Source organism: Kitasatospora sp. NPDC085879, assembly GCF_040686255.1.
Classification (GTDB): Bacteria; Actinomycetota; Actinomycetes; order Streptomycetales; family Streptomycetaceae; genus Kitasatospora.
In genome coordinates, this window is sequence record NZ_JBFBJZ010000010.1 from 103,429 (window position 1) to 128,845 (window position 25,417).

Annotated in this window: 23 protein-coding genes; 3 read left to right on the top strand and 20 right to left on the bottom strand. The window is 73.8% G+C overall.

The window, feature by feature from the left end; translation table 11 throughout:
• Positions 1-38: 38 nt before the first annotated feature.
• Entirely contained in the window at positions 39-722 is a 684-nt protein-coding gene (gene rpe, locus AB0P35_RS10695; RefSeq protein WP_095871888.1) for a ribulose-phosphate 3-epimerase, read from the bottom strand.
• Between the two features lie 221 nt (positions 723-943).
• On the opposite strand from rpe, the gene AB0P35_RS10700 reads away from it, so the two are divergent.
• Both AB0P35_RS10700 and AB0P35_RS10705 read left to right on the top strand, forming a co-directional pair.
• Positions 944-1,798, top strand: a complete 855-nt coding sequence (locus AB0P35_RS10700; protein WP_363509224.1) for a hypothetical protein — start codon at positions 944-946, stop codon at positions 1,796-1,798.
• 243 nt (positions 1,799-2,041) lie between these two features.
• On the top strand, positions 2,042-2,338 hold the full coding sequence (locus AB0P35_RS10705; RefSeq protein ID WP_363509227.1) for a hypothetical protein: 297 nt from the start codon (positions 2,042-2,044) through the stop codon (positions 2,336-2,338).
• A gap of 21 nt (positions 2,339-2,359) precedes the next feature.
• Here AB0P35_RS10705 and AB0P35_RS10710 read toward each other — a convergent pair whose 3' ends face one another.
• The 8 genes from AB0P35_RS10710 to def all read right to left on the bottom strand — a co-directional run bounded on the left by AB0P35_RS10710 (position 2,360) and on the right by def (position 10,731).
• Positions 2,360-3,184: an ATP-binding cassette domain-containing protein gene (locus AB0P35_RS10710; protein WP_363509230.1), complete on the bottom strand. Its 825-nt coding sequence runs from the start codon at positions 3,182-3,184 to the stop codon at positions 2,360-2,362.
• A gap of 190 nt (positions 3,185-3,374) precedes the next feature.
• Complete coding sequence (locus AB0P35_RS10715; protein WP_363509233.1) at positions 3,375-4,022, bottom strand: C39 family peptidase; 648 nt, start codon at positions 4,020-4,022, stop codon at positions 3,375-3,377.
• Positions 4,023-4,147: 125 nt separating this feature from the next.
• Positions 4,148-5,107, bottom strand: coding sequence for a M20/M25/M40 family metallo-hydrolase (locus AB0P35_RS10720; RefSeq protein ID WP_363509236.1), 960 nt, complete (start codon positions 5,105-5,107; stop codon positions 4,148-4,150).
• Between the two features lie 456 nt (positions 5,108-5,563).
• Positions 5,564-6,484 carry a diiron oxygenase gene (locus AB0P35_RS10725; protein ID WP_363509239.1) on the bottom strand — a complete coding sequence of 307 codons (921 nt, stop codon included), beginning with the start codon at positions 6,482-6,484 and terminating at the stop codon, positions 5,564-5,566.
• 166 nt (positions 6,485-6,650) lie between these two features.
• A complete protein-coding gene (locus AB0P35_RS10730) occupies positions 6,651-7,622 on the bottom strand; it encodes an aldo/keto reductase (protein ID WP_363509242.1) in 972 nt (323 codons plus the stop codon).
• Between the two features lie 88 nt (positions 7,623-7,710).
• A complete protein-coding gene (locus AB0P35_RS10735) occupies positions 7,711-9,141 on the bottom strand; it encodes a transcription antitermination factor NusB (RefSeq protein WP_363509245.1) in 1,431 nt (476 codons plus the stop codon).
• A 53-nt stretch (positions 9,142-9,194) separates the two neighbouring features.
• Positions 9,195-10,130 carry a methionyl-tRNA formyltransferase gene (gene fmt, locus AB0P35_RS10740; protein ID WP_095871895.1) on the bottom strand — a complete coding sequence of 312 codons (936 nt, stop codon included), beginning with the start codon at positions 10,128-10,130 and terminating at the stop codon, positions 9,195-9,197.
• Positions 10,131-10,185: 55 nt separating this feature from the next.
• Positions 10,186-10,731, bottom strand: a complete 546-nt coding sequence (gene def / locus AB0P35_RS10745; RefSeq protein WP_363509249.1) for a peptide deformylase — start codon at positions 10,729-10,731, stop codon at positions 10,186-10,188.
• A gap of 271 nt (positions 10,732-11,002) precedes the next feature.
• On the opposite strand from def, the gene AB0P35_RS10750 reads away from it, so the two are divergent.
• Positions 11,003-11,530 carry a hypothetical protein gene (locus AB0P35_RS10750; RefSeq protein WP_095871897.1) on the top strand — a complete coding sequence of 176 codons (528 nt, stop codon included), beginning with the start codon at positions 11,003-11,005 and terminating at the stop codon, positions 11,528-11,530.
• A 152-nt stretch (positions 11,531-11,682) separates the two neighbouring features.
• Here AB0P35_RS10750 and AB0P35_RS10755 read toward each other — a convergent pair whose 3' ends face one another.
• The 11 genes from AB0P35_RS10755 to carB all read right to left on the bottom strand — a co-directional run bounded on the left by AB0P35_RS10755 (position 11,683) and on the right by carB (position 25,416).
• Complete coding sequence (locus tag AB0P35_RS10755; RefSeq protein ID WP_363509252.1) at positions 11,683-13,788, bottom strand: primosomal protein N'; 2,106 nt, start codon at positions 13,786-13,788, stop codon at positions 11,683-11,685.
• A 127-nt stretch (positions 13,789-13,915) separates the two neighbouring features.
• Entirely contained in the window at positions 13,916-15,124 is a 1,209-nt protein-coding gene (metK, locus tag AB0P35_RS10760) for a methionine adenosyltransferase (RefSeq protein ID WP_095871899.1), read from the bottom strand.
• A 147-nt stretch (positions 15,125-15,271) separates the two neighbouring features.
• On the bottom strand, positions 15,272-16,474 hold the full coding sequence (gene coaBC, locus AB0P35_RS10765; protein ID WP_363509255.1) for a bifunctional phosphopantothenoylcysteine decarboxylase/phosphopantothenate--cysteine ligase CoaBC: 1,203 nt from the start codon (positions 16,472-16,474) through the stop codon (positions 15,272-15,274).
• Between the two features lie 155 nt (positions 16,475-16,629).
• A complete protein-coding gene (rpoZ, locus tag AB0P35_RS10770; RefSeq protein WP_095871901.1) occupies positions 16,630-16,896 on the bottom strand; it encodes a DNA-directed RNA polymerase subunit omega in 267 nt (88 codons plus the stop codon).
• Between the two features lie 70 nt (positions 16,897-16,966).
• The gene (gmk, locus tag AB0P35_RS10775; protein WP_363509258.1) at positions 16,967-17,524 is read right to left on the bottom strand and encodes a guanylate kinase; all 558 of its coding nucleotides are present in this window, start codon (positions 17,522-17,524) and stop codon (positions 16,967-16,969) included.
• Between the two features lie 49 nt (positions 17,525-17,573).
• Complete coding sequence (gene mihF / locus AB0P35_RS10780) at positions 17,574-17,900, bottom strand: integration host factor, actinobacterial type (protein ID WP_030268416.1); 327 nt, start codon at positions 17,898-17,900, stop codon at positions 17,574-17,576.
• A 234-nt stretch (positions 17,901-18,134) separates the two neighbouring features.
• Positions 18,135-18,974: an orotidine-5'-phosphate decarboxylase gene (gene pyrF / locus AB0P35_RS10785; RefSeq protein ID WP_363509261.1), complete on the bottom strand. Its 840-nt coding sequence runs from the start codon at positions 18,972-18,974 to the stop codon at positions 18,135-18,137.
• A gap of 79 nt (positions 18,975-19,053) precedes the next feature.
• Entirely contained in the window at positions 19,054-20,004 is a 951-nt protein-coding gene (locus AB0P35_RS10790; RefSeq protein ID WP_363509264.1) for a dihydroorotate dehydrogenase, read from the bottom strand.
• On the bottom strand, positions 20,004-20,795 hold the full coding sequence (locus tag AB0P35_RS10795; RefSeq protein ID WP_363509267.1) for a dihydroorotate dehydrogenase electron transfer subunit: 792 nt from the start codon (positions 20,793-20,795) through the stop codon (positions 20,004-20,006). The genes AB0P35_RS10790 and AB0P35_RS10795 overlap by 1 nt, the downstream gene beginning before the upstream one ends.
• A gap of 120 nt (positions 20,796-20,915) precedes the next feature.
• Positions 20,916-22,013: a quinone-dependent dihydroorotate dehydrogenase gene (locus AB0P35_RS10800; RefSeq protein WP_363509270.1), complete on the bottom strand. Its 1,098-nt coding sequence runs from the start codon at positions 22,011-22,013 to the stop codon at positions 20,916-20,918.
• Positions 22,014-22,107: 94 nt separating this feature from the next.
• Complete coding sequence (carB, locus tag AB0P35_RS10805; RefSeq protein ID WP_095871907.1) at positions 22,108-25,416, bottom strand: carbamoyl-phosphate synthase large subunit; 3,309 nt, start codon at positions 25,414-25,416, stop codon at positions 22,108-22,110.
• Position 25,417: the final 1 nt, after the last annotated feature.

The window sequence follows — 25,417 nt, forward strand, 5'->3', positions numbered from 1 at the left end:
TCGGACCGGGTACGTGCACCGGGCCCGGTGCCCGCCCCTCAGTGGCGGCAGGCCCAGGGGGCGGTGGCGGTCACCGCCTCGGCCTGGGCACGCAGGGCGCGGACGGCCTCGGCCGGGTCCGCGGCGTTGTAGACGGCGGAGCCGGCGACGAAGACGTCGGCCCCCGCCTCGGCGCAGCGTTCGATGGTGGACGGGGCGACACCGCCGTCGACCTGCAGCCACAGGTCGAGCCCGTGCTTGGAGATCAGCTCCCGGGTGCGGCGGATCTTGGGCAGCATGATGTCGAGGAAGGCCTGGCCGCCGAAGCCGGGCTCGACGGTCATGATGAGGACCATGTCGAGCTCGGGAAGCAGGTCCTCGTACGGCTCGATCGGGGTGGCCGGGCGCAGCGCCATCGAGGCGCGGGCGCCCTTGGCGCGGATCTCGCGGGCGAGCCGGACGGGCGCGGCGGCGGCCTCGACGTGGAAGGTGACCGAGCCGGCGCCGGCCTCGACGTACTGCGGGGCCCAGCGGTCGGGCTGCTCGATCATCAGGTGGCAGTCGAGCGGGGTGTCGGTGGCCTTGGCGAGGGACTCGACGATCGGCACGCCCAGCGTGAGGTTGGGGACGAAGTGGTTGTCCATCACGTCCACGTGCAGCCAGTCCGCGCCGCGGACGGCCTCGGCCTCGTCCGCCAGGCGGGCGAAGTCGGCGGAGAGGATGCTGGGGTTGATCTGCGCCATATCCGGGTACCTTCACAGCTCGGTGCGGGCGGTGGTCTGCGGCCACCTTCTCCCATCATCGCGTGAAGCGGTGGACGGAGGGGAACGCCGAGGCTCCCGGGTGACCCGCATCACAGCAGGTCCGCATCACAGCAGGTTCGCTCAGGGGGGCGCCGGCAGCACACCGCGTGCGGCCTCGGCCCGCGTCGGGAGCCGTGAGGTTCCAGAGAGGCTGTCAGTCCGTGGCTGAACACGTCCATCCCGCCCGTGCCCTGTGGTGGCTCTTCGAGCCGGTGCACGCCCTCACCTACTTCTCCCCCGAGGGGCGGGCCGCCTACGAGGCGGTCGGTCTGCGCGGGTACTGGCGCGGCTACTTCGGCGGCCGGGCGGCGGCGCTCGGCCCGGTGGACGCGGCTCCGGTGGTCGCCGCGTTCTTCAACTTCGCGCCGGCGATGGTGGAGCGGGCGCTGCCCGACATCTGGCACCGGGCCTCGCCGGAGGCCGCGCTGGAGGCGCGGGCGGCCGGTGCGACCGCGGCCCTGGAGCGGGTGCTGGAGACGGTGAAGCCGGATCTGGTCGACCGCTCGGTGGAGCTGCTGGAGCGCGCGGTCGACGGCCTGGACTGCTGCGGCCGGGTGCTGGCCGCCGCGAATGCGGCGCTGCCCCGCCCGGACGGCCGGCTGGGCCGGCTCTGGCAGGCGACGACGGTGCTGCGCGAGCACCGCGGTGACGGCCATGTCGCCGCCCTGGTCTCGGAGGACCTGGACGGCTGCGAGGCCCTGGTGCTGCGCTGCGCCCTGGACACCCGCCGCGAGGTGCTGCAGCCGCACCGCGGCTGGACGGACGAGCAGTGGGACGCCGCCACCGCCCGGCTGGTCGAGCGGGGCTGGCTGCACCAGGACGGCGGCATCACCCCGGAGGGCCGCTCCCGGCACCGCGCGCTGGAGGCCGTCACGGACCTGGCGGCCGCGCGGGTCTGGGACGGATTCCACCGCGCCGAGCTGGACGAGCTGGCGGCCGCCCTGCGCCCGATCTCCACGGCCTGCCGGGCGGAGCTCCCGCAGTTCAACCCGATCGGCCTGCCGACAGCGAGCTGAGCACTGGCGGGCCGGGGACGGGCGGTTCAGCATGGAAGGGGAGGGAACCGGAGGGTCTGCCGTGACGACCCCGGACCTCACCGTTCCACCGCACCCCCGTCCCGCCCGCGCGGAACTCCGTTGCGCGGAACTCCGTTGCGCGGGTCTTCGCTGCGCGGAACTCCGTTGCGCGGAACTTCGCTGCGCGGGTGGTGGCGTGCGGCCGCGGTGCCGCGGCGGGGCCCGCCGAGCGAGGAGCGCAGCATGACGACAGGACAACAGGTCTACGCCGAGCGGGACACCGCCTTCTTCGAGGCCGTGAGGGAGGTCTTCGAGAAGTATCCGGAGGCGAAGGGAAGGTACGCGATCACCGGCCTCGAGCTGGCGCAACGGCTGAAGATCGACCTGGAGCGCCAGGTCGGGATCTCGGAGATCAAGGACGGGACGATCGTGACCCGGTTCGTGGATCGCGACGACCCGGTGGTGCGGGCCTCCGGCCGGCTCTGCAAGGACTGGGACTGGCAGCACCGGTGCATCAGTTGGATCGAGGCGCCGGTCTGACGGTCTTCCCGGGCCCGCCGCTCACAGGGCGGCCGGTGTGGTCCTGGCCGCGCGGGCGGTCCACCGTCCGTCGTGGCGGGCGATGCTGATGGGGTGTCCGAAGCAGGCGCTGATCAGGTCGGTGGTGACGACCTCGTCGACCGGTCCGGCCGCCACGCAGCCGCCCTCGCGCAGCAGCAGGGCGTGCGTGGTGGTCTCCGGCAGCTCCTCCAGGTGGTGGGTGACGAGCACGGTGGCGAGCCCGGGGTGACGGCGGCGCAGCAGGTCGAGGCTGCCGAGGAGGAGTTCACGGGCGGTGAGGTCGAGTCCGGTGGCGGGCTCGTCGAGCAGCAGCAGCCGGGGCTGCGGCATGAGGGCGCGGGCGATCAGGGCGCGGCCGCGTTCGCCCTGGGAGAGGGTGGTCCAGGGGTCGTCGGCGCGGTGAGCCATGCCCATGGTGTCCAGCAGGTGTTCGGCGTGCGCGGCCTGCTCGGCCGTGGGCCGCCAGCGGGGTTCGGGCTCGATGCTGTTGGTGAGGCCGGTCAGCACCACGGTGCGGACGGGCAGCGGGGAGCGCAGCGGATGGCGCGGGTTGACGTGCCCGAGGTGGGTGCGCAGGGCGCGGATGTCGACCCGGCCGAGGCGTCGGCCGAGCACGTGGACCTCGCCGTGGGTGGGGTGCGAGACCGCGCCTAGCAGGGCGAGCAGGGTGGACTTGCCGGCGCCGTTGGCGCCGAGCAGGGCCCAGTGCTGGCCGGCCTCGACGGTGAGCGAGACGTCCCGCAGCAGGTACCGGCCGTCGCGCACCACGTCCACGGTGCGGGCGCGCAACAGCGGCGCGTCGGGCAGCGGTTCGGCACTGGTCACGGCAGCCTCCCGGGGTGGTCGCGGCCCGCACGGCCGGCCGGGCCCCGGGGCGCGGCCACGCTAGCAGCGGGCCGGGGCGGGCGCCGGGAAAGCTCACGGTAGGGACGACCGCGGCCCCGCGGGGGCTCCGCCCGGTTCGGCAGCAGTCCCACTCGGCCCGGCTGCGGTCCCACTCGGCCCGGCCACGGTCTCACTCGGCGCGGCCGGGGGTGGGCGGGCCGAGGACGATGCCGCGGCCGGCGTAGAAGCGGTCGAGCTCGGACCAGGGCACCCGGGCGTGCTGCTGCGACTGGCCGGGGAAGCCGGACGGGTTGTGGATCAGCAGGGCGTCGTCGTCGGCGCCGACGGCGAGCACCAGGTGGCCGCCGGTCCTGGACGGCGCGGGTTCCAGGGTGCGGATCGAGGGGTGGACGGAGATCATCGGCAGCCGGCCGGCCGCGAGGTGGCTGCGCAGGTCGGCGGCGGGGAGCGGCGAGCGGGCGTCCGCGAACAGGCCCCACCGCTTGCGGACGTAGCCGGCGAAGGGGGCGTGGACGAGCCCGTCCAGCCGCCCGTCGGGGTGCCGGATGTAGGCCCCGGCCTCGCGGCTCTCCTCGGCGAGCCGGACGATCGGCGGGGCGACGCCCCACCAGTGGTCGAGCGCCATCCGCAGGCAGGCCATCCCGCAGGCCCGCCAGGACCAGTAGGCGTACTCCTCCCGGTCGGGCGCGCCCGACTCCTCCCAGCGCGGGTCGTCCTCGGCGAGGACGGTGCCGGCCAGGATGTCGGGGACGAGGTCGGGTGACTCCCACTGCGCGTAGTAGGGGACCGGGTGGCTGATCGGCTGCACAATGATCATTCTGACGCACGGCCGGACGCCCCGCCCAGCCGGTGGGCCCGGACGCGCATGCGCGCAGGCCGGGCCGCATCGTGCGCCTGCGGCCTTCCGCCCTCCGGCGCGCTCGGCAGCCGGCCGGGCACGGATCAGGCGTCCAGCACGTCGGCGAGCAGGGTCGCCACGGTGAACCTGGTGACGTCGGCGAGGTAGCCGTAGTCGAGGGTGGCGGGGGTGTCGGAGGTCCGGTGGTAGTGCGGGTTCCCCTCGCCCTCGTACGCGCCGATGGCCACGTCGCCGAGGGCCTCGAAGGGCATGTAGTCACTGGCGTAGATCGGCCCGAGCAGGACGGGCAGGTCGGTGTGGTCGGCGGCTGCCTGCGCCATGACCGCGCCGAACGCCTGCGAAGCGGCGTCGTTGCCGGGCACCTCGTTGCCCAGGTCGCGCTCCACGGTGACGGAGCCGTCCGACGGGGGCCTGCCCACCATGTCCAGGTTCACGATGCAGTGGACCTCGGGGCCTGCGGCGTGGAGTTCCTCGGCGTAGGCCGCAGACCCCCAAAGGCCCTGCTCCTCGCCGGAGAACGCCACGAACCGGACGGTGGACGCGAGCGCGACCGGGGCGAGCAGCCGCGCCGCCTCCAGCACGGCGGCGACCCCGCTGGCGTTGTCGTCGGCCCCTGGGGCGCGTGCCGTAGCGTCGTCCAGAATCTCGGCGCGGCTGTCGTAGTGGGCACACAGGATGACGACGGGCCGGCCGGCCGTCGTGCCGGGCTTGGTGCCGATGACGTTGTCGGCGCTGTGGCCGAGGTTGGACCAGGTCGTTCTGGCGACGTCCGGGCAGCCCGCCGCCACCAGCCGGCTTGCGATCTCGTCGGCCGCCCCGTCGATGAGCGGTGAGAAGGTGTGCCGGGTGTGGAAGGCGGCAAGCACCTCGACCGTGTCCCGCAGGGCGTCCGCCGAGACCTGGCCGACGAGCGAGGCGGCAAGGCCGTCGGTCCGCACCTCGGCCCACGTGCGCCGGGCCACTGCGGCCCGCACCGCCGGCGAGGGCAGCCTCCCCTTGTCGGGGGGAGCCAGTGGCCGGCCCCGGAGAGTGTCACGGTGCATCACGGGCCGCCTTTCAGCCCGTGTCGAGGTGGGGCGGGCAGTAGCCGCAGCCGTTGCACCCGCGGGCCGGATCGCCGTCGCGTTATCAGAACCGTCGGCAGAATTCTAACGCCGCGCCCGAGGCGCTGCGATGCGGCAGCGCGCTCCGCCGGCCGCGGACGGCCGGCCCCGGACCCGTCCGACCGTCACGGAGAGTGCCGCCAACGGCCGGTGATGCACGCTGAGTTGTCGGGTGCGCCGGGCCGTCGCGGCGGTCCGGCTCCGGCCCGCCGCGGCCGTCACGGAGAGTTCGCCAACCGCTCGGCGCCACCCGCCCGTCACCAACTGCTCGGCGCCAACCGCTCGCGGAACACGCCGAGTTGCCGGCCGGCCGGAGCCATCCATCACCCTCCGACTTCAACTGCTCCGCTCTTCACCCATGTTGGGCACGGATTGTCGCAGGCCCGGCGGCGGCCGTCAGAGGATGCCGGCGCCGCGCAGCAGCCAGCGGTTGGTGCGTCCGACCAGTCCGGCCCGGTCCAGCACGCCGACCACCTTGGCGGCCATCTCGGTCTTGGCGGCCCGCCAGTTCGGGTTCCGCTTCGCGGCCCGGCGGCCCTCCTTGGGGTCGATGCCGACGGCCGCGTACACCCGCGGGTTGATCAGGTGGGTGGTGGCGACGTGGATGACGATGCCCATGAGCAGCTGCTCGATCCGGCGGCGGATCGGCCCGAGGTCCTGGCGGACGAGTTCCTCGCGGGCGTAGGTGATGTGCCGGGACTCCTCGATGACGTGGATCCGGGCGACCTGGCGGGAGAGCGGCTGCAGCGACTCGTCGGCCATCATGTCGCGCTGGAAGGCGTCCAGGATCTCCTCGACGTACATGGTGCCGCCGAAGGTCTGGCTGTGGGTGGAGATCGCCTTGAAGACCCGGCCGAGTTCGTGGGCGAGGCGGCCCGGGCCGTAGGCGGGCGCGCCCATCCAGGCGATCATGCGGGCGAACATGACCGAGTGTCGGCACTCGTCGGCGATCTCGGTCAGCGCGTACTGGACGTGCGCGGTGGTCGGGTCCCGGTCGAAGGCGTGCCGGAGCAGCATCTGCATGAGGATCTCCTCGAACCAGATGCCGACGCTGGCGACGCAGGCCACCTCGTGCTTGCTGAGTTCGATCCGCTGCTCCTCGCTGAGGCGCTCCCAGAGGTCGGTGCCGTAGAGGGAGATCCGCTGCGGGGCGATGTAGTAGGCGCCGGGGACGGGCCGGACGTCCCAGTCGACGTCCTTGAGCGGGTCGAAGGAGAGCTTGGCGGAGGAGGCGAGGAGGCGTTCGGCGGTCCGCCGGCGCTGCCGGTCGCGCTCCTCCAGGACGGCGGTGGTGGCCTTGCGCGCGGTGGTCGCCATGAGGGTCGGCTCCTCGGTCGCTCGGGTGGGGTCTGCCGAGACCGTAGACCGTATTAGATTGACCGTCAATAACTCGCGCAGTGAAGGGGCCCGCCCCCGCGGAGGGGACGGGCCTCGGCCGGGCCTTGCCGCCGGTCGCCGTCTGCCAGGCGTACGACCAGGCGCGCTACCAGGCGTAGTCCTCCGGGGCGGTGCGGTGGCCCGGGAAGATCTCGTCGAGGCGCTCCAGGGTCTTCTGGTCCAGCGTCACCTCCAGCGCGCGGTTGGCCGCGTGCAGTTGCTCCAGGGTGCGCGGGCCGACGATCGGCGCGGTGACGCCCTCACGGGAGAGCAGCCAGGCGAGCGCCACGTCGCCGGGCTCGTGGCCGAGTTCGGCGGCGAGGTCCTCGTACGCCTGGATCTGCTCGCGGTGCTGCTCCAGGGTCTCGGCGGCCCGGCCGGAGGCGCGGCGCACGCCCTCGCGCTCCTTGCGCAGCACGCCGCCGAGCAGGCCGCCGTGCAGCGGGGACCACGGGATGAGGCCGAGGCCGTAGTGCTGCGCGGCGGGCAGGACCTCCAGCTCGACGCTGCGCTCCAGCAGGTTGTAGAGCGACTGCTCGCTGGTCAGGCCGAGGAAGTTCCGGGCCCTGGCGGTCTCCTGGGCGCGGGCGATGTGCCAGCCGGCGAAGTTGCTCGAACCGACGTAGATGATCTTGCCCTGGGTGGTCAGCACCTCCATCGCCTGCCAGATCTCCTCCCACGGAGTGGCCCGGTCGATGTGGTGCATCTGGTACAGGTCGATGTGGTCGGTCTGCAGGCGCTTGAGGCTCGCGTCGACGGCGCGGCGGATGTTGAGCGCCGAGAGCCGGCCCTCGTTGGGCCACTCCCCCATGTCGCCGTAGAGCTTGGTGGCGATGACGGTCTTCTCGCGGCGGCCGCCGCCCTGCGCGAACCAGCTGCCGATGATCTCCTCGGTGCGGCCCTTGTTCTCGCCCCAGCCGTAGACGTTGGCGGTGTCGAAGAAGTTGATGCCCAGTTCGTGGGCGGTGTCCATGATCCGGTGGGCGTCGGCCTCCTCGGTGTGCGGACCGAAGTTCATGGTGCCGAGGCAGAGCCGGGAGACGGTGAGGCCGGTGCGGCCGAGGTGGGTGAACTCCATGGCTCCCACCCTCGGCCACCCCGGCCGCCGCTGTCCAGGATTTCGTTCGGGCGGTGGATGAATTCCCCGCCCGGACGGTGCGCGGCCGTCAGGCGGTGCGGCGCAGCAGTGCGAGGTACATCGCGTCGGTGCCGTGCAGGTGCGGCCAGAGCTGGATGTCCGGGCCGTCGCCGAGGGCGGGCAGGCCGGGCAGCAGCGGACGGGCGTCGATCCACTCCACGCCGCTCTCGCCGCGCAGCACGTCGTCGACGACCGCGCGGGTCTCCGCGAGGTGCGGCGAGCAGGTGGCGTAGCCGACCACGCCTCCGACCCGCGCGGCCCGGATCGCGCCGCGCAGCAGGTCGCGCTGGAGCGGGCCGAAGCCTGCGAGGTCCTCGGGGCGGCGGCGCCAGCGGGCCTCGGGGCGGCGGCGCAGCGCGCCGAGTCCGGAGCAGGGCACGTCGACCAGGACGCGGTCGAAGCTGCCGGGGGCCCAGGCGGGCCGGGTGCCGTCGGCGGCGATCACGGTGTACGGGCCGGGGTTGCCGGCGAGCGCGCGGGCGACCAGGCGGGCCCGGTGCGGCTGCTTCTCGGAGGCGACCAGCGCGGCCCCGCGCTCGGCGGCGACGGCCGCGAGCAGGGCGGCCTTGCCGCCGGGGCCGGCGCAGCCGTCCAGCCAGACCCGGTCGGGCCCGTCCAGCGGAGCGGCGGCCAGGGCGAGCGCGACCAGCTGGCTCCCCTCGTCCTGGACACCGGCGCGGCCCTCGCGGACGGCGGTGATGCCGGCCGGGTCGCCGCCCTCGGCGAGCCGCAGCGCGTACGGGGACCAGCGGCCGTCCGCGGCGTCCGGGAGGGCCTCGCGGAGTTCGGCGACGGTCGCGCGGCCGGGGCGGGCGACGAGGGTGACCTCGGGGCGGTCGTTGTCGGCGCGCAGCAGCTCCTCGACGGCGGCGCGGCCGGAGGCCTCGGGCTGCCAGCGGCCGAGGGCGTCCCAGAGCGAGGAGACCACCCAGCGCGGGTGGGAGTGGACGACGGCGAGGTGGTCCTCGGCGTCCTCGTCGTACGGCGGGGCGACCTGCTCGATCCAGGCGTCGAGGTCCTGGGCGCTGATCCGGCGGAGCACCGCGTTGACGAACTTGGCGCGGCCGTCGCCGAGCACCACCCGGGCGAGCTCGACGGTGGCGGACACGGCCGCGTGGCTGGGGATGCGGGTGGCGAGCAGCTGGTGGGCGCCGAGCGAGAGGACGTCGAGGACCGGCGGGTCGACCTCGCGCAGCGGGCGGTCGATGCAGGCGGCGATGATCGCGTCGTAGGTGCCCTGCTGACGCAGCGTGCCGTAGACGAGCTCGGTGGCGAGGGCGGCGTCGCGGCGCTCCATGCCCTTCTGCTCGGCCTCGCGCAGCAGCGGCGGCAGGACGAGGTTGGCGTAGGCGTCGCGCTCGTCGACGGCGCGCAGGGCGCGGAAGGCGACGATCCGGGCCGGGTCCTTCTTGGGGCGGCGGTGCGGGCGGGGGGCGCGCTTGGCGCTGGGCGTGGTCACGGGGTGCCTCGAATGTGCTGCGGACGGAAGTGTGGTGGGTCGGGCGGCGGGGGTCAGTCGCCGAGCCGCTCGCCGGACTCGATGCGGACCCCTCGGGCCCAGTCTGCCGCGCGCATCTGCTTCTTGCCCTGCGGCTGGACCTCGCCGAGCTCGATGTCGTGGCTGCCGGTGCCGACCCGGACGCTGTGCTTGGCGACGGCCGTCTCGCCGGGGGCGAGCTCGGCGGAGTCGGTGAGGAGCTTCACCGGGCCGGCCAGCTTGAGGCGCTCGCCGCGGAAGAGCGTCCAGGCGCCGGGCGCGGGGGCGCAGCCGCGGACGAGGCGGTCGACCCGGAGGGCGGGGTGGGTCCAGTCGATCCGGGCGTCCTCGACGTTGATCTTGGGGGCGACGGTGATGCCCTCGGCGGGCTGCGGCACGGCGTGCAGCGCGCCGTCCTCGATGCCGTCCATGGTGGCGGCGAGCAGCCGGGCGCCGGAGTGCGAGAGACGGGTGAGCAGGTCGCCGCTGGTGTCGGCGGGGCGGATCTCCTCGGTGACGACGCCGTACAGCGGGCCGGAGTCCAGGCCCTCCTCGATGAGGAAGGTGGAGGCGCCGGTGACCTCGTCGCCGGCCATCACCGCGTGCTGCACCGGGGCGGCGCCGCGCCAGGCGGGCAGCAGCGAGAAGTGCAGGTTGACCCAGCCGTGCCGGGGGATCTCCAGGGCGGCGGGGCGCAGCAGGGCACCGTAGGCGACGACCGGGCAGCAGTCCGGGGCGAGTTCGGCGAGGCGGGCGAGGAAGTCCGGGTCGCTCGGCTTCGCGGGCCTGAGCACCTCGATGCCGGCCTCCTCGGCGCGCCGGGCGACCGGGCTGGCGACCGTGTGGCGGCCGCGGCCGGAGACCGCGTCGGGGCGGGTCACCACGGCGACCACCTCGTGCCGGTCGGAGGCCAGCAGGGCGTCCAGGGCGGGGACGGCGACCTCGGGGGTGCCGGCGAAGACGAGGCGCATGGGTGCCTTTCTGGGAATGCGTGCTCTCCGGCCCGGCGCGGGCGGGAGGGGAGGATCAGCGGGCGGAGCCGAAGGTGGAGTGCGGCGAGATCCGGACGGTCGGCGCCGGGCCGTCGCCCCAGTCGGCCTCGCGGACGGCCTTGAGCGCGGCCTTGCGGGCCTCGCGGTCGAGGCGGTCGATGAAGATGATCCCGTCGAGGTGGTCGGTCTCGTGCTGGATGCAGCGGGCGAGCAGCTCGGTGCCCTCGATCGTCACCGGGTCGCCGTGCATGTTGAAGCCCTTGGCGACGACGCCGTGCGCGCGCTTGGTGTCGAAGCGCAGGCCGGGCAGCGAGAGACAGCCCTCGGGGCCGTCCTGCTCCTCCTCGGTGAGCGACAGGTCGGGGTTGATCAGGTGACCTACCACGCCGTCCACGTTGTACGTGAACACCCGCAGGGAGACACCGAGTTGGGGGGCGGCAAGGCCTGCGCCGGGAGCGTCGAGCATGGTGTCGGTGAGGTCCTTGACCAGGCGCCGCAGCTCCTTGTCGAAGGTGGTCACCGGCTTGGCCGTGGCCCTGAGCACCGGGTCGCCGAAGATCCTGATCGGCTGGATGGCCATGGCTGCGGGGCTCCTCGGGGGCGTCGGCGGCGGAGAGACGTACCCGCAGAGTCTATGCAATGGGCGCGGCCGGCCGGGGCCGGGTTCGGCGAGGTCGGGGCCGGTGGGCGGCCGGGCCGGGGCTGCCGGGCGGTGGTCGCGGAATTCCCACCGAGCTTCTCGGACGGGCGCGTTACCCGGGCCATGGGTCGGGCGTTGGTCAAGTGGAATTGACCGGGACGCATCGGCGTCACGGTCACAGCCCACGGTACGGAGAGGTGGCGCCGAGGCCATGGCCGAGCAGATCAACCACGACGCGAGGGCTCGGGCGAGCCTGCACCTGCTGGTGCGGGACATCGAGCGGGTGCGGCGCCAGGTGGACGCCCTGCGCACACTGACCGCCCAGTTGGGGAACGTCTACCGGCCGCGCCGGCCCAGCACCTCGGCGGGCTTCGTGGTGTACGGGCGGGCGCCCGCGCCGACCGTCCGGCTGGCGCAGGAGCTGCGCGAGAGCGTGGAGACGCTGGTCGCGGCGGCCGTCGAGTTCGACCGGGCGCTCGGCTTCTCCTGGGACTCGGTGGGCTCCGCCCTGGGCGTCACCAAGCAGGCCGTGCACCGCCGGTACGGGATGCGCCGGCCCGCCAACGAGCTGCTGGCCGCCGCCACCGTGCCGGCCCCCGCCGCACCGCGTGAGGAACATCCGGCCGAACCGCACCACGAACGGGCCGAGGCGGCCGTACCCGGTGCCCTGTCGCGTACCGTCCCCCAGGCCCGCCAGGGCGGTCTCTCCACCCCGCCCGGCGCCCGCATCGCCCGCTGACCCGGCGGCCGCGGTCTGCCGTCCCGACCGGACGTGCGGGCAGACCGCGGGCGCGGGGCGGGCCCGGCGCCGGGTGTCGGCCCGGAGCAGCCCCGACGATCAGCCGGATCGCCCCGACAACCCGCAGGTCACGGCCTGATCGCCGTCCGGGATCAGCCGATGTCGGGCGGGTCGACGCGGATCCGCACCGGGTCGGCACCGCGCAGCGCCTGCCGGGCGATCTGCGCCGCCTTGAGCGCCGAGGCCAGCGCGGCGCCCTGCCCCGGCGCGACCCGCAGCAGCGCCCGCTCGACCTCCTCCGCCCTGCCCCCGGGCACCGGTACCGGTACCGGGCCCAACACGTCGGCGCCCTCCGGCAGGCGGACCAGGCCGAGCAGGTCGGCCACCGCCTGCGGCGAGCCGGTGACGGAGGCCATCCGGGAGACCGGCGGGAAGTGCAGCTGCTCCCGTTCCTCCAGTTCGGTGGCGGCATGCCCGGCCGGGTCCCAGCGGACCAGGGCCTGCACCGGGCGGGCGGTCGGCTCGGCGACCACGACGACCGTGCCGCCCTCGGCGGCCGGCCGTACCAGGGCGGCGGCGGTAAGCCAGCGGCGCAGCGCCTCCTCGCCGGCCCGCAGGTCGGGGCGGGTGAGCAGCGCCCAGCCGTCCAGCAGCAGTGCGGCCGCGTACCCGCCCTCGGCGACCGGCTCGGCGCCCGGGGTGGAGATCACGAGTGCGGGTGTGCCCGGGACGGCGGCCAGCACCGACTCCCGCCCGGACGTCCGGACCGGCACCCGGGGGAAGGCCTTGCCGAGTTCCTCGGCCGTCCGCCGGGCGCCCACGACCTGGGCCCGCAGCCGGAACGAGCCGCACTCGGCGCAGTGCCAGTCCGGCTCGGCGGTGCCGCACCAGGCGCAGCTGAGCGGCGCCTGGGCCCCGGCCGACTGCAGCGGGCCGCCGCAGGGCCGGCAGCGGGCCGGTGTCCGGCAGCGCCCGCACGCCATGCTCGGCAGGTATCCGCGGCGCGGCACCTGGATGAGCACCGGGCCGCGGGTCACCGCCTCGCGGGCCACCTCCCAGGCGACGGTCGGCAGCCGGGCGGCCTGTGCGGCGGCGTCCCTGGCCTGGTCCTGGTCGGTCACCGTCCGTACCCGCGGGGCCAGCGCGCGGACGGTCTCGCGCTCGGCCGCCAACGGCCGTGCCCACCCGGTCTTCAGCAGCCGGGCGGCCTCGACCGTCATGGCGAGCCCGCCGAGCAGCACGCCCGTTCCCTCCTCCGCGGCCCGCAGCAGCGCCACCTCCCGGACGTGCGGGTGCGGGGCGTTCGGGTCGCTGTGGCTGCTGTCGCCGTCGGACCAGACGACGATCAGTCCGAGGTCGTGCACCGGCGCGAACACGGCCGCCCGGGTGCCGATCACGGCGCGCACCGATCCGCGGCTCACCGCCAGCCAGCTCCGGTACCGCTCCTGCGGGCCGGCCTCCGCGGCCAGCACCGTGTGCAGGCCCGCGCCGAGCAGTTCGGTGAGCGCCTCGTCCACCCGGGCCACCTCCCGCCCGTCCGGCAGGATCACCAGCGCGCCGCGGCCGGAGGCCAGTGCCGCGGCCACGGCCCGCGCGATCTCGGCCGACCGTTCGGGGCCGGGGAGGGCCGTCCACACCGCGCGCGGGGCATGGCCGGCGACCAGCGAGGCCAGGAACGACGGGCCCTGCGGGTAGCGGGCCCAGCTGCCCGGCTCCGGTGCGGCGGGCGGCGGCAGCGGGCGCGGGGAGGGTTCCGACTCGGCCCCGGCGTGCCGCGGCGGCACGGCCAGTTGGAGGACGTCGGCGAGGCTGCCGGCGTAGCGGTCGGCGACGGCGCGGCACAGCTGCAGCAGGGCCGGGGTGAGCACCTGCTCGGGGGAGAGCACCCGGGCCAGCGGCGCCAGCGGGCCCGCGTAGTCGGAGGTGGCGCGGCGCTCCACGACGAAGCCGTCGTGCAGGGCGCCGCCCTCGCGGCGGCCGGAGGCGGCGACCCGGCCGCCGAACCGCACCCGTACCCGCACCCCGGGCCGGGCGTCCTCGGCCATCGCGGCGGGCACCGCGTAGTCGAAGTACTGGTCGAGGCTGAGCACGCCCTTGTCCACCAGCACCCGTGCCACCGGGAGCTCGGCGGCCAGCTCGACGCCCCGGGCGGCCCGCGGCCTGGCCTTCCGCACCGTCTCCCGGATGAACGCCAGCTGCTCGCCGGCGCCGTCTGCGCCGCTCATCGATCCCTCCGCACAACCGTCCGCCGCCAACATAGCCGACCTCGCCGACAGGCCCGCCCGCCGTGCGCGCCGTCCGCGGGGACCGCCGGCCGGCCGGGTGCGGGAACGCCAGAGGCGGCAGCCTCCCGGGTGGGTGGCTGCCGCCTCTGGACGGGCCGGATCAGGCGCCGAGGGCCTTCTTCAGCTCCGCGACGCGGTCGGTCCGCTCCCAGGTGAAGTCCGCCAGCTCGCGGCCGAAGTGGCCGTACGCGGCGGTCTGGGCGTAGATCGGGCGCAGCAGGTCCAGGTCGCGAATGATCGCGGCCGGGCGGAGGTCGAAGACGTCGGTGACGGCCTTCTGGATGTCCAGGACCGGCACGGTCTCGGTGCCGAAGGTCTCGACGAACAGGCCGACCGGCTCGGCCTTGCCGATCGCGTACGCGACCTGCACCTCGGCGCGGCGGGCCAGGCCCGCGGCGACGATGTTCTTCGCCACCCAGCGCATCGCGTACGCGGCGGAGCGGTCGACCTTGGACGGGTCCTTGCCCGAGAAGGCGCCGCCGCCGTGGCGCGCGTAGCCGCCGTAGGTGTCGATGATGATCTTGCGGCCGGTGAGGCCGGCGTCGCCCATCGGGCCGCCGATCTCGAAGCGGCCGGTCGGGTTGACGAGCAGGCGGTAGCCCTCGGTGACGAGCTTGATGCCCTCGTCGGCGAGCGCCTTGAGCTCGGGCTCCACGACGAACTCGCGGATGTCCGGGGTGAGCAGCGACTCCAGGTCGATGTCGCTCGCGTGCTGCGAGGAGACGACCACGGTGTCGAGGCGGACGGCCTTGTCGCCGTCGTACTCGATGGTGACCTGGGTCTTGCCGTCGGGGCGCAGGTACGGGATGGTCCCGTTCTTGCGGACCTCGGACAGGCGGCGCGCGAGGCGGTGCGCGAGGGTGATCGGCAGCGGCATCAGCTCCGGCGTGTCGTCGCACGCGTAGCCGAACATCAGGCCCTGGTCGCCGGCACCCTGCTTGTCGAGCTCGTCGTCCTCGCCCTCGACCCGGTGCTCGTGCGCGGTGTCGACACCCTGGGCGATGTCCGGGGACTGCGATCCGATGGAGACCGACACGCCGCAGGAAGCGCCGTCGAAGCCCTTCTTCGAGCTGTCGTAGCCGATCTCGAGGATCTTGTCGCGGACGAGCTGCGCGATCGGCACGTAGGCCTTGGTGGTGACCTCACCGGCGATGTGCACCAGGCCGGTGGTGATCAGGGTCTCCACGGCGACGCGCGAGGACGGGTCCTCCTTGAGGAGGGCGTCCAGGATGGTGTCGCTGATCTGGTCAGCGATCTTGTCGGGGTGTCCCTCGGTGACGGATTCCGAGGTGAACAGGCGGCGAGACACAGCGCTCCCTGGGGTTGCAGCGGCTGCTGACTGAATGCCCTGGTCTTCAGGGCATCCGGAAAGACTTGATTCCTGGAGTGTAACGGCCGACCACCGACATCGGGCACTCCCCGTGTATGGCAGTCGTGTGACCGTGATCCCGTCCGGTCAGCCGAGGCGGGCGGCCACGGCGTCCCAGACGGCGTCGGCGAGGGCCTCCTTCGGCCCGTGCGGCACGGCGGTCTCGCCGCCGTCGGCGGAGAGCACGGTCGCCGCGTTGGTGTCCTGGCCGAAGGCCTTGCCGTCGCCGACCTCGTTCACCACGAGCAGGTCGCATCCCTTGCGGGCGAGCTTGGCCCGGCCGTTGGCGAGGACGTCGTCGGTCTCGGCGGCGAAGCCGACCACCAGCTGGCCCGGGCGGGCCCGCTCGGCGGAGAGCTCGGCGAGGATGTCGGGGTTGCGCACGAGCGCGACCGGGGCCGGGTCGACCCCGTCCACCTTCTTGATCTTGCCGCTGGCGTACTCGGCCGGGCGGAAGTCGGCCACGGCGGCGGCCATGACGACGGCGTCGGCGTCCAGGACGGCCTTCCGCGCGGCCTCGCGCAGTTGCAGCGCGGTGGACACCCGCACGACGTCGACACCCGCGGGGTCGGGCAGCTCCACGTTCGCGGAGAGCAGGGTGACCCGGGCGCCGCGGGCGGCGGCGGTCGCGGCCAGCGCGTAGCCCTGCTTGCCGGACGAGCGGTTGCCGAGGAAGCGCACCGGGTCGAGCGGCTCGCGGGTGCCGCCGGCGGAGACCACCACGTGCCGGCCGGCCAGGTCCTGCTCGACCGTGCCGCGGGCCAGCACCCGGCGGCAGGCCTCGAAGATCTCCGCCGGGTCGGGGAGCCGTCCCTTGCCGGTGTCCTTGCCGGTGAGCCGGCCGACGGCGGGCTCCAGCACGACGGTGCCGCGGCGGCGCAGGGTGGCGACGTTCTCCTGGGTGGCCGGGTGCTCCCACATCTCGGTGTGCATCGCGGGCGCGAGCACCACCGGACAGCGGGCGGTGAGCAGCGTGTTGGTCAGCAGGTCGTCCGCCAGGCCGTGGGCGGCCTTGGCGAGCAGGTCGGCGGTGGCGGGGGCGACCACCACGAGGTCGGCGTTCTGGCCGATCCGCACGTGCGGCACCTCGTGCACGCTCTCCCAGGTCTCGGTGGCCGCCGGGCGGCCGGAGAGCGCCGCCCAGGTGGCCTCGCCGACGAAGTGCAGCGCGGCCTCGGTGGGCACCACGGTGACCTGGTGGCCGGACTCGGTGAACCGTCGCAGCAGCTCGCAGGCCTTGTAGGCGGCGATGCCGCCGCTGACGCCGAGGACGACGCGCGGTGCGTTCATGGTGGGTGGGTCTCCTTGTCCGGCCGTGCCCGGGTGTGGCTCGACCTCACCCTACGGCGGCCCGGACGGCCGGTGCACCATGACCAGGAGCACAGCCCCGGAGCACAGCGAAGGGCCCGCCGGAACACGTCCGACGGGCCCTTGCGCAGGGAGACTCAGGCGGCCTCGATCGCCTCGGCGGTGAGCATGCCGGCGTTGATCTCGCGCAGCGCGATCGACAGCGGCTTCTCGTGCACGTGGGTGTCGACCAGCGGGCCGACGTACTCGAGCAGGCCCTCGCCCAGCTGCGAGTAGTACGCATTGATCTGGCGGGCACGCTTGGCCGCGTAGATCACCAGGCTGTACTTGGAGTCGGTGGCCTCGAGGAGCTCGTCGATCGGCGGGTTGATGATGCCCTCGGGCGTGGTCATCGAAGAGGACACGCGAAAACCTTCCGAAAGTGGACTTGTTGGTCTCACACAGTCTGACGACCGGCTCAACGAGCCGATCCGGTCAGACTACACCGAGCAAGGCTAGCAGTTCGGCTGCTACCTGCTCGACGGAGGTGTTGACAAGGGTCGTGTCGAACTCGGTCTCGGCCGCCAGCTCGACCTTGGCGGCGTCGAGCCGCTGGTCGATCACGTGCTGCGGCTCGGTGCCGCGCCCGGTCAGCCGGCGGACCAGCTCGTCCCAGCTCGGCGGAGCCAGGAACACCAGCTGCGCATCGGGCATCGACTCGCGCACCTGCCGGGCGCCCTGCAGGTCGATCTCCAGCAGGACGGGCTCACCGCGGTCGAGCCGGTCCTGGACCGCCTGCCGCGGGGTGCCGTAGCGGTTGCCGGCGAACACGGCCCACTCCAGCAGCTCGCCGTTGGCGATCAGTTTGTCGAACTGGTCGTTGTCGACGAAGTGGTACTGGACCCCGTCCCGCTCGCCCGGCCTCGGGTGGCGGGTCGTCGCCGACACCGAGAGCCAGACCTCGGGGTGCATCTTCCTCATATGAGCGACGACCGTGCTCTTGCCGACCCCCGAGGGGCCGGAGAGCACGGTCAGCCGCGGACGCTCACTCATGCACCGATTATCCCGGATCGCGGACCGTCCGGGGACCAGGGGGCCCGGCTCAGGTGGCCGCGCCGCCGAACTCCCGCTCCAGGGAGGCGATCTGGTTGGTACCGAGACCGCGCACACGGCGGCTCTCGGAGATGCCGAGGCGCTCCATGATCTGCTTGGCGCGCACCTTGCCGACGCCCGGAAGGCTCTCGAGCAGGGCGGAGACCTTCATCTTGCCGATGACCTCGTCGTCGGCCTTGCCGGCCTTGATCACGTCGTGCAGCGACGCACCGGAGTGCTTCAGCTTGTTCTTCACGTCGGCGCGCTTCCGCCGAGCTTCGGCGGCCTTGGCGAGCGCAGCGGCGCGCTGTTCGGGGGTAAGGGGCGGAAGAGCCACGCCGTTCACCTCAGGTATGGATGGAAGGGATGAGCTATGACTGGTGGTGCCCGGCCCTCCGGAGCGCAGGCTCTGACCTGCACGGCGGCGGAATTCCGCCGCCTTCCGGTGACCTACCGCCGGACACTACCCAACTTAGGCCGCCACGTCAGGAAAAGAACACGAAAAGTCCTGGTCAGCCGGGGCAGACACAGGACTTTTCCGGGCAAACCCACCGCGCTCGGCGACGGTTGGTCAGCCCTTTGTGACGCCGCTCACATCCTGGACGAATCGTTCCGCCGCCTCGCGCAGTGCTGCGATCGACGGTCCGTGCTTCAGCACGTCGCGGCTCACGGACGGCAGCACGTTGCGCACCGAGTCCCCGAAGACCCGCGGCAGATCCGCCGCGGTGGCGCCCTGGGCACCCACCCCGGGGGCCAGCAGCGGGCCGTTGATCGCCAGGTCCACGCCCGCCTCGGCGAGGGTCGCGCCGACCACCGCGCCGAAGGAGCCGAGCGGCTCGGCGCCGGCGTTCTCCGCCGCGAGCCGGCGCAGCACGCCCTGCGCCACGCTCTCGCCGTCCGCCGCGACCGCGCGCTGCACCTCGGCACCCTCCGGGTTGGAGGTCAGCGCCAGGGCGAACAGGCCGCAGCCGTTGGCCCGGGCCAGGTCCACGGCCGGCTGCAGCGAGCCGAAGCCCAGGTAGGGGCTGACGGTGAGGGCGTCCGAGAACAGCGGGCTGTCCGGGGCGAGGAAGGTCTCCGCGTACGCGGCCATGGTCGAGCCGATGTCGCCGCGCTTGGCGTCCATCACGACCAGCGCGCCCGCGGCGCGGGCGTCGGCGACGCAGCTCTCCAGGACGGCGATGCCCCGGGAGCCGAAGCGCTCGAAGAAGGCGGCCTGCGGCTTGAGCACGGCGACCCGGTCCGCGAGTGCCTCCACCACGGTGCGGGAGAAGGACTCCAGGCCCTTGATGTCGTCGCCGAGGCCCCAGGCGGCCAGCAGTGAGGCGTGCGGGTCGATGCCGACGCAGAGCTGGCCGCGGGTGTCGAGGGCTTGGCGCAGGCGGGCGCCGAACGGGGCGAGGGTGGTCATGGGTGTCCTCCGGTGTCGCGGCAGGTCGGGTCGGGTCGGGGCAGGTCGGGGCGAGTCGGGTCGGGTCGGGCCGGGTCGGTCAGTCCCGGTGGGCCAGGCCGACGGCGTCGGTGAAGGCGGCGAGGCCGCGGGCGGCGAGCTCGGTGCGCAGCTCGTCCAGGATGCGCAGCGGCGCGGTGGGGTCGTGCAGCAGGGCGGAGCCGACCGCGACGCCGCTGGCGCCGGCCGCGGCGAAGGCCAGCGCGTCCCGGCCGCTCCCGAGACCGCCCATGCCGAGGATCGGCACGGTGGGCAGCCGTCCGGCCAGCATCGCGGCGTGCACCAGGTGGACGCAGCGCAGCGCCACCGGCCGTACGGCGGGCCCGGAGAGGCCGCCGGGCCCGGCGGCGAGCGCCGGGCGCAGGGTGTCCGGGTCGATCTCCAGCCCGGGCACGGTGTTGATCATCGAGAGGCCGTCCGCGCCGGCCCGGACGCAGGCCGCCGCGATGTCGGTGATCGACAGCACGTCCGGGGCCAGCTTGGCGTACACCGGCAGGTCGGCCGGGGCCGCCCTGCGCACCGCGCGGACGAGGTCGTAGGAGATCGCCGGGTTGGCGGCGAAGACCAGGCCGAGGTCGGCGTGGCTGGGGCCGCCGATGTTCAGCTCCAGGCCGACCACGCCCGGCTGCCCGCCGAGGCGGGCGGCCAGCGTCGCGAACTCCTCGATCCGCTCCCCCGCGATCGACACCACCACCCGGGCGCCGCGTTCGGCCAGCCAGGGCAGCTCCCGTTCGACGAAGGCGTCGATGCCCGGCCCCGGCAGGCCGAGCCCGGTCAGCAGCCCGGCCGGGGTGGCGGCGGCGCGGGGTGTGGCGTGGCCGGCCCGCGCACGCGGCATGATCGTGCGGGTGGTGACCGAGCCCAGGGCGTCCAGCGGGACGAACTTGGCGAGTTCGCGGATCGGTCCGGCGCAGCCGGCCGCGGTGGTGAGCGGGTTCGGCAGGGTCAGCGGACCGAAGGGGGCGGAGAGGTCGACGTCCTGCGGTTCCATCACGCGCCCTCCAGATCGGCCGGCACCGCCCCGATGTCCGCCCAGCGGATCCGCCCGCCGTCGAACACCGGGCCCTCGGTGCAGACCCGGGCGAACCGGCTGACCCCGTCCGCACCGACCACCGGGACGACGCAGGCCGCGCAGAGCCCGGTGCCGCAGGGCAGGTCGGTGGCCAGCATCGTCCAGCAGCGGATGCCGAGGTCGGCGGCGGCCGCGGCGGTCACCGCGAGGACGTCGGGCGGGCCCGCGGCGTAGACCACCGAGGCGTCGATCGCGCGGGCGGCCTGCGCGACCGGGTCACAGACCCGTCCGGTGAGGCCGGCCGAGCCGTCCTCGGTGACCACCAGGACGTCCTGGGTGAGTGCCCGGGCCTCGTCGACGCCGTGCAGGGCCGCGGCGGTCGGCGCGCCCAGCAGGTAGCCGAGCTGGCCGCCGCGGGCCTTGAGCTGCTCGCCGAGCGCCGGCAGCGGCGCCGCGTGGTGCCCGTGGCCCACCAGCAGGGCACGGACGGGCCCGTCGGGCACCGGGAACGGCGCGCCGAGCGGGGCGATCAGGTCGAGCGGGCCGCTGCGGGGGCCGTCGGCGACCAGCAGCTCCAGGGTGCCGGCGGCGGCGTCGGCCCGGGCGATCGCGACCGCGTCGCGGACCACCGCGTGGTCACCGGCCACCGAGGCGAAATGGCCCGGCCGCACCCGGGACGCGGCGTCGGGCGCCCGCAGCACCAGACGGTGGTACGCACCCTCGGCGGCACACCCGAGCACCTCCGCCCGGCACCGCACCGGATGGGCCATGTCCGACACCTCTCGATCGATCAAGCGGGCCTCGCCACGTGCAACGGACCCGGGAGTTCGCAGGTAACGGCACGATCCTCCCGCTCCGCGCACTCCCCCGCGTCCCCGGGCGCCCGCCGCCTACTCCTTGGCGGTGCCCACGGCGTCGGCGATCGTCTTGTGGCCACTGGCGCGCAGCCGGGCGGAGAGCCCCTTGTGGACGCGCCGCATCCAGAACGGCCCCTCGTAGACGAAGGCGCTGTAGCCCTGCACCAGGTCGGCGCCGTGCACGATCCGCTGCCAGGCGTCCTCGGCGGTCTCGATGCCGCCGACCGAGATGATGGCGAGCCGGCCCTCGGTGCGGGCCCGGAGCCGCTTCAGGACCTCCAGCGACCGCGCCTTCAGCGGCGCCCCGGAGAGCCCGCCCATGCCGATCTCCTCGACGCGGGCGGCGTCGGTGGCGAGGCCCTCGCGGCCGATGGTGGTGTTGGTGGCGATGATGCCGTCCAGGCCGAGGGTGAGGGCCATGTCGGCGATCTCGTCGATGTCCTCGTCGGCGAGGTCGGGGGCGATCTTCACCAGCAGCGGCACGTGGTGGGTGGTGACCTCGTCGGCCGCCTTGCGGACGTCCCAGAGCAGCGGGCCGAGGATCTGCACGGCCTGCAGGTTCCGCAGGCCGGGGGTGTTCGGCGAGGAGACGTTGACGACCAGGTAGTCGGCGTGCGGGGCGAGGCGCCGGGTGGACTTCAGGTAGTCCTCGGTGGCGTCGGCCTCCTCGACGGCCTTGGTCTTGCCGATGTTGACGCCGACGACCGGCGTCCAGCTGGTGCGGACACGGCCGGCGAGGCGGGCGGCGACCCGGGCGGAGCCCTGGTTGTTGAAGCCCATCCGGTTGATCAGGGCGCGGTCCTCGATCAGCCGGAACAGCCGGGGCGCGGGGTTGCCCGGCTGCGGCTCGCCGGTGACGGTGCCGATCTCGACGAAGTCGAAGCCGAGCATGGCGAGCCCGTCGATGCCGATGCCGTCCTTGTCGAAGCCCGCACCCAGGCCGAACGGGCCGGGCAGGTCCAGGCCGAGCGCGGTGGTGCGCAGCGCGCGGTCGCGCGGGGCGAGGACGAGCTTGACGAGCTGCCGCAGGCCGGGGACGGAGGAGGCCAGCCGGATCCAGAAGAAGGCGAGGTGGTGGGCCTTCTCCGGGTCCATCTTCTTGAAGACCAGGTCGAACAGGAGCTTGTACACAGCGCCCTTCCTGAGCGTGAGCAGGGCTGTGGGGGGCACCCGCCCGCGGCGAAGCCGCTGATGGGCCGGGCCGGTGCCCCCCACGGGAATCGGACTACTTGCGGCCGGCGTTGATCAGGGCCGCGTGCTCCTGGAGCGACATCACACCGACCTCGCCGCGCAGCAGCGCGTCGATGCCCTGGACGGCCGCGCCCATCGCCTGGACGGTGGTCAGGCACGGCACACCGCGGGAGACGGCCGCGGTGCGGATCTCGTAGCCGTCGAGGCGGCCGCCGGTGCCGTACGGGGTGTTGATGATCAGGTCGACCGCGCCCTCGTGGATCAGCTGGACGATGGTCTTCTCGCCGTTCGGGCCCTCGCCCTCGCTGTGCTTGCGCACCACGGTGGCGGGGATGCCGCCGCGCTGCAGCACCTCGGCGGTGCCGGTGGTGGCGAGCAGTTCGAAGCCGAGCTCGGCGAGCGCGCGGGCCGGGAAGACCAGGTTGCGCTTGTCGCGGTTGGCGACCGAGACGAAGACCTTGCCCTTGGTGGGCAGGGCGCCGTACGCGCCGGCCTGGGACTTGGCGTAGGCGGTGCCGAAGACCCGGTCGATGCCCATGACCTCGCCGGTGGAGCGCATCTCGGGGCCGAGCACGGTGTCGACGCCGCGGCCGGCCACGTCGCGGAAGCGCGACCAGGGCAGCACGGCCTCCTTGACGGAGATCGGGCAGTCGGCGGGCAGCGTGCCGCCGTCGCCCTCGGCCGGGAGCAGGCCCTCCTGGCGGAGCTCGGCGATGGTGGCGCCGAGCGAGATCCGGGCGGCGGCCTTGGCCAGCGGCACGGCGGTCGCCTTGGAGGTGAACGGCACGGTGCGGGAGGCGCGCGGGTTGGCCTCCAGCACGTAGAGGATGTCGCCGGCCAGCGCGAACTGGATGTTGATCAGGCCGCGGACGCCGACGCCGCGGGCGATCCCCTCGGTGGAGGTGCGCAGCCGCTTGATGTCGTAGCCGCCGAGGGTGATCGGGGGAAGTGCGCAGGCGGAGTCGCCGGAGTGGATGCCGGCCTCCTCGATGTGCTCCATGACGCCGCCGAGGTAGAGCTCGGTGCCGTCGTAGAGCGCGTCGACGTCGATCTCGACCGCGTCGTCGAGGAAGCGGTCGATGAGCACGGGGTGCTCGGAGATCAGGCCGGCGTGGCGCTCCAGGTAGGAGGCGAGCGAGGCCTCGTCGTAGACGATCTCCATGCCGCGGCCGCCGAGCACGTAGGACGGGCGGGCGAGCACGGGGTAGCCGATCTCGTCGGCGATGGCCTTGGCCTCGTCGAAGGAGAAGGCGGTGCCGTGCTTGGGGGCGGGCAGGCCGGCGTCGCGCAGGACGCGGCCGAACGCGCCGCGCTCCTCGGCGAGGTCGATCGCCTCGGGCTGGGTGCCGACGATCGGCACGCCGTTGTCCTTGAGCGCCTGGGCCAGGCCGAGCGGGGTCTGGCCGCCGAGCTGGACGATGACGCCGGCGAGCGGCCCGGCCTGCTGCTCGGCGTGGACGATCTCCAGGACGTCCTCCAGGGTGAGCGGCTCGAAGTAGAGCCGGTCGGAGGTGTCGTAGTCGGTGGAGACGGTCTCCGGGTTGCAGTTGACCATCACGGTCTCGTACCCGGCCTCGGCGAGCGCGAAGGAGGCGTGCACGCAGGAGTAGTCGAACTCGATGCCCTGGCCGATGCGGTTCGGGCCGGAGCCGAGGATGATCACGGCGGGCTTGGTGCGCGGGGCGACCTCGTTCTCCTCGTCGTAGGACGAGTAGAAGTACGGGGTCCTGGCGGCGAACTCGGCGGCGCAGGTGTCGACGGTCTTGAAGACCGGACGGATGCCGAGGGCGTGCCGGACCTCGCGGACGACGTCCGCCTTCAGGCCGCGGATCTCGCCGATCTGCACGTCGGAGAAGCCGTGCCGCTTGGCGTGGCGGAGCAGCTCGGGGGTGAGCTTCTCGGCCTCGGCGATCTCGCCGGCGATCTCGTCGAGCAGGAAGAGCTGGTCGACGAACCACGGGTCGATCTTGGTGGCCTCGAAGACCTCCTCCGGGGTGGCGCCGGCCCGGATCGCCTCCATGACGGTGTTGATCCGGCCGTCGGTGGGGACGACCGCCTTGGCCAGCAGCTCGGTCCTGTCGCCGACCGGGCCGGCCCAGGAGAACTGGCTGCCCTTCTTCTCCAGCGAGCGCAGCGCCTTGTTGAGCGCCTCGGGGAAGTTGCGGCCCATCGCCATGGCCTCGCCGACCGACTTCATGGTCGTGGTGAGGGTGGCGTCGGCGGACGGGAACTTCTCGAAGGCGAACCGCGGGACCTTGACGACGACGTAGTCGAGGGTCGGCTCGAAGGAGGCCGGGGTCTGCTCGGTGATGTCGTTCGGGATCTCGTCCAGCGTGTAGCCGACGGCCAGCTTGGCGGCGATCTTGGCGATCGGGAAGCCGGTGGCCTTGGAGGCGAGCGCCGAGGAGCGGGAGACGCGCGGGTTCATCTCGATGACGATGACCCGGCCGTCCTCGGGGTTGACGGCGAACTGGATGTTGCAGCCGCCGGTGTCGACGCCGACCTCGCGGATGACGGCGATGCCGATGTCGCGGAGGATCTGGTACTCGCGGTCGGTGAGGGTCATCGCCGGGGCGACGGTGATGGAGTCGCCGGTGTGGACGCCCATCGGGTCGAAGTTCTCGATGGAGCAGACGACCACGACGTTGTCGTGCTTGTCGCGCATCAGCTCCAGCTCGTACTCCTTCCAGCCGAGGATGGACTCCTCCAGGAGCACCTCGGTGGTCGGCGAGAGGGCCAGGCCCTGGCCGGCGATGCGGCGCAGGTCCTCCTCGTCGTGGGCGAAGCCGGAGCCGGCGCCGCCCATGGTGAAGGAGGGGCGGACGACGACGGGGTAGCCGCCGAGGGTCTCGACGCCCTTGAGGACGTCGTCCATCGAGTGGCAGATCACCGAGCGGGCGGACTCGCCGTAGCCGATCTTGGCGTTGACGGCCTCGACGACGCCCTTGAAGAGGTCGCGGTCCTCACCCTTGTTGATCGCCTCGACGTCGGCGCCGATCAGCTCGACGCCGTACTTCTCGAGGGTGCCCGCCTGGTGCAGGGAGATCGCGGTGTTGAGCGCGGTCTGGCCGCCGAGGGTGGGCAGCAGCGCGTCGGGGCGCTCCTTGGCGATGATCTTCTCGACGAACTCCGGGGTGATCGGCTCGACGTAGGTGGCGTCGGCGATCTCCGGGTCGGTCATGATCGTGGCCGGGTTGGAGTTGACCAGGACGACGCGCAGGCCCTCGGACTTGAGAACGCGGCAGGCCTGGGTGCCGGAGTAGTCGAACTCCGCCGCCTGGCCGATGACGATCGGGCCGGAGCCGATCACCAGGACGGACTTGATGTCGGTGCGCTTCGGCACG

Coding starts and splice junctions, on each gene's coding strand:
- AB0P35_RS10755 (WP_363509252.1), bottom strand. CDS start 13,788: ATGTTGGCGGCGGACGGTTGTGCGGAGGGATCGATGAGCGGCGCAGAC.
- AB0P35_RS10795 (WP_363509267.1), bottom strand. CDS start 20,795: ATGGCCCATCCGGTGCGGTGCCGGGCGGAGGTGCTCGGGTGTGCCGCC.
- AB0P35_RS10725 (WP_363509239.1), bottom strand. CDS start 6,484: ATGGCGACCACCGCGCGCAAGGCCACCACCGCCGTCCTGGAGGAGCGC.
- gmk (WP_363509258.1), bottom strand. CDS start 17,524: ATGAGTGAGCGTCCGCGGCTGACCGTGCTCTCCGGCCCCTCGGGGGTC.
- rpe (WP_095871888.1), bottom strand. CDS start 722: ATGGCGCAGATCAACCCCAGCATCCTCTCCGCCGACTTCGCCCGCCTG.
- AB0P35_RS10730 (WP_363509242.1), bottom strand. CDS start 7,622: ATGGAGTTCACCCACCTCGGCCGCACCGGCCTCACCGTCTCCCGGCTC.
- AB0P35_RS10750 (WP_095871897.1), top strand. CDS start 11,003: ATGGCCGAGCAGATCAACCACGACGCGAGGGCTCGGGCGAGCCTGCAC.
- AB0P35_RS10790 (WP_363509264.1), bottom strand. CDS start 20,004: ATGGAACCGCAGGACGTCGACCTCTCCGCCCCCTTCGGTCCGCTGACC.
- def (WP_363509249.1), bottom strand. CDS start 10,731: ATGGCCATCCAGCCGATCAGGATCTTCGGCGACCCGGTGCTCAGGGCC.
- fmt (WP_095871895.1), bottom strand. CDS start 10,130: ATGCGCCTCGTCTTCGCCGGCACCCCCGAGGTCGCCGTCCCCGCCCTG.
- coaBC (WP_363509255.1), bottom strand. CDS start 16,474: ATGAACGCACCGCGCGTCGTCCTCGGCGTCAGCGGCGGCATCGCCGCC.
- AB0P35_RS10720 (WP_363509236.1), bottom strand. CDS start 5,107: ATGCACCGTGACACTCTCCGGGGCCGGCCACTGGCTCCCCCCGACAAG.
- AB0P35_RS10715 (WP_363509233.1), bottom strand. CDS start 4,022: ATGATCATTGTGCAGCCGATCAGCCACCCGGTCCCCTACTACGCGCAG.
- pyrF (WP_363509261.1), bottom strand. CDS start 18,974: ATGACCACCCTCGCCCCGTTCGGCGCCCGCCTGCGCCAAGCCCTCGAC.
- AB0P35_RS10705 (WP_363509227.1), top strand. CDS start 2,042: ATGACGACAGGACAACAGGTCTACGCCGAGCGGGACACCGCCTTCTTC.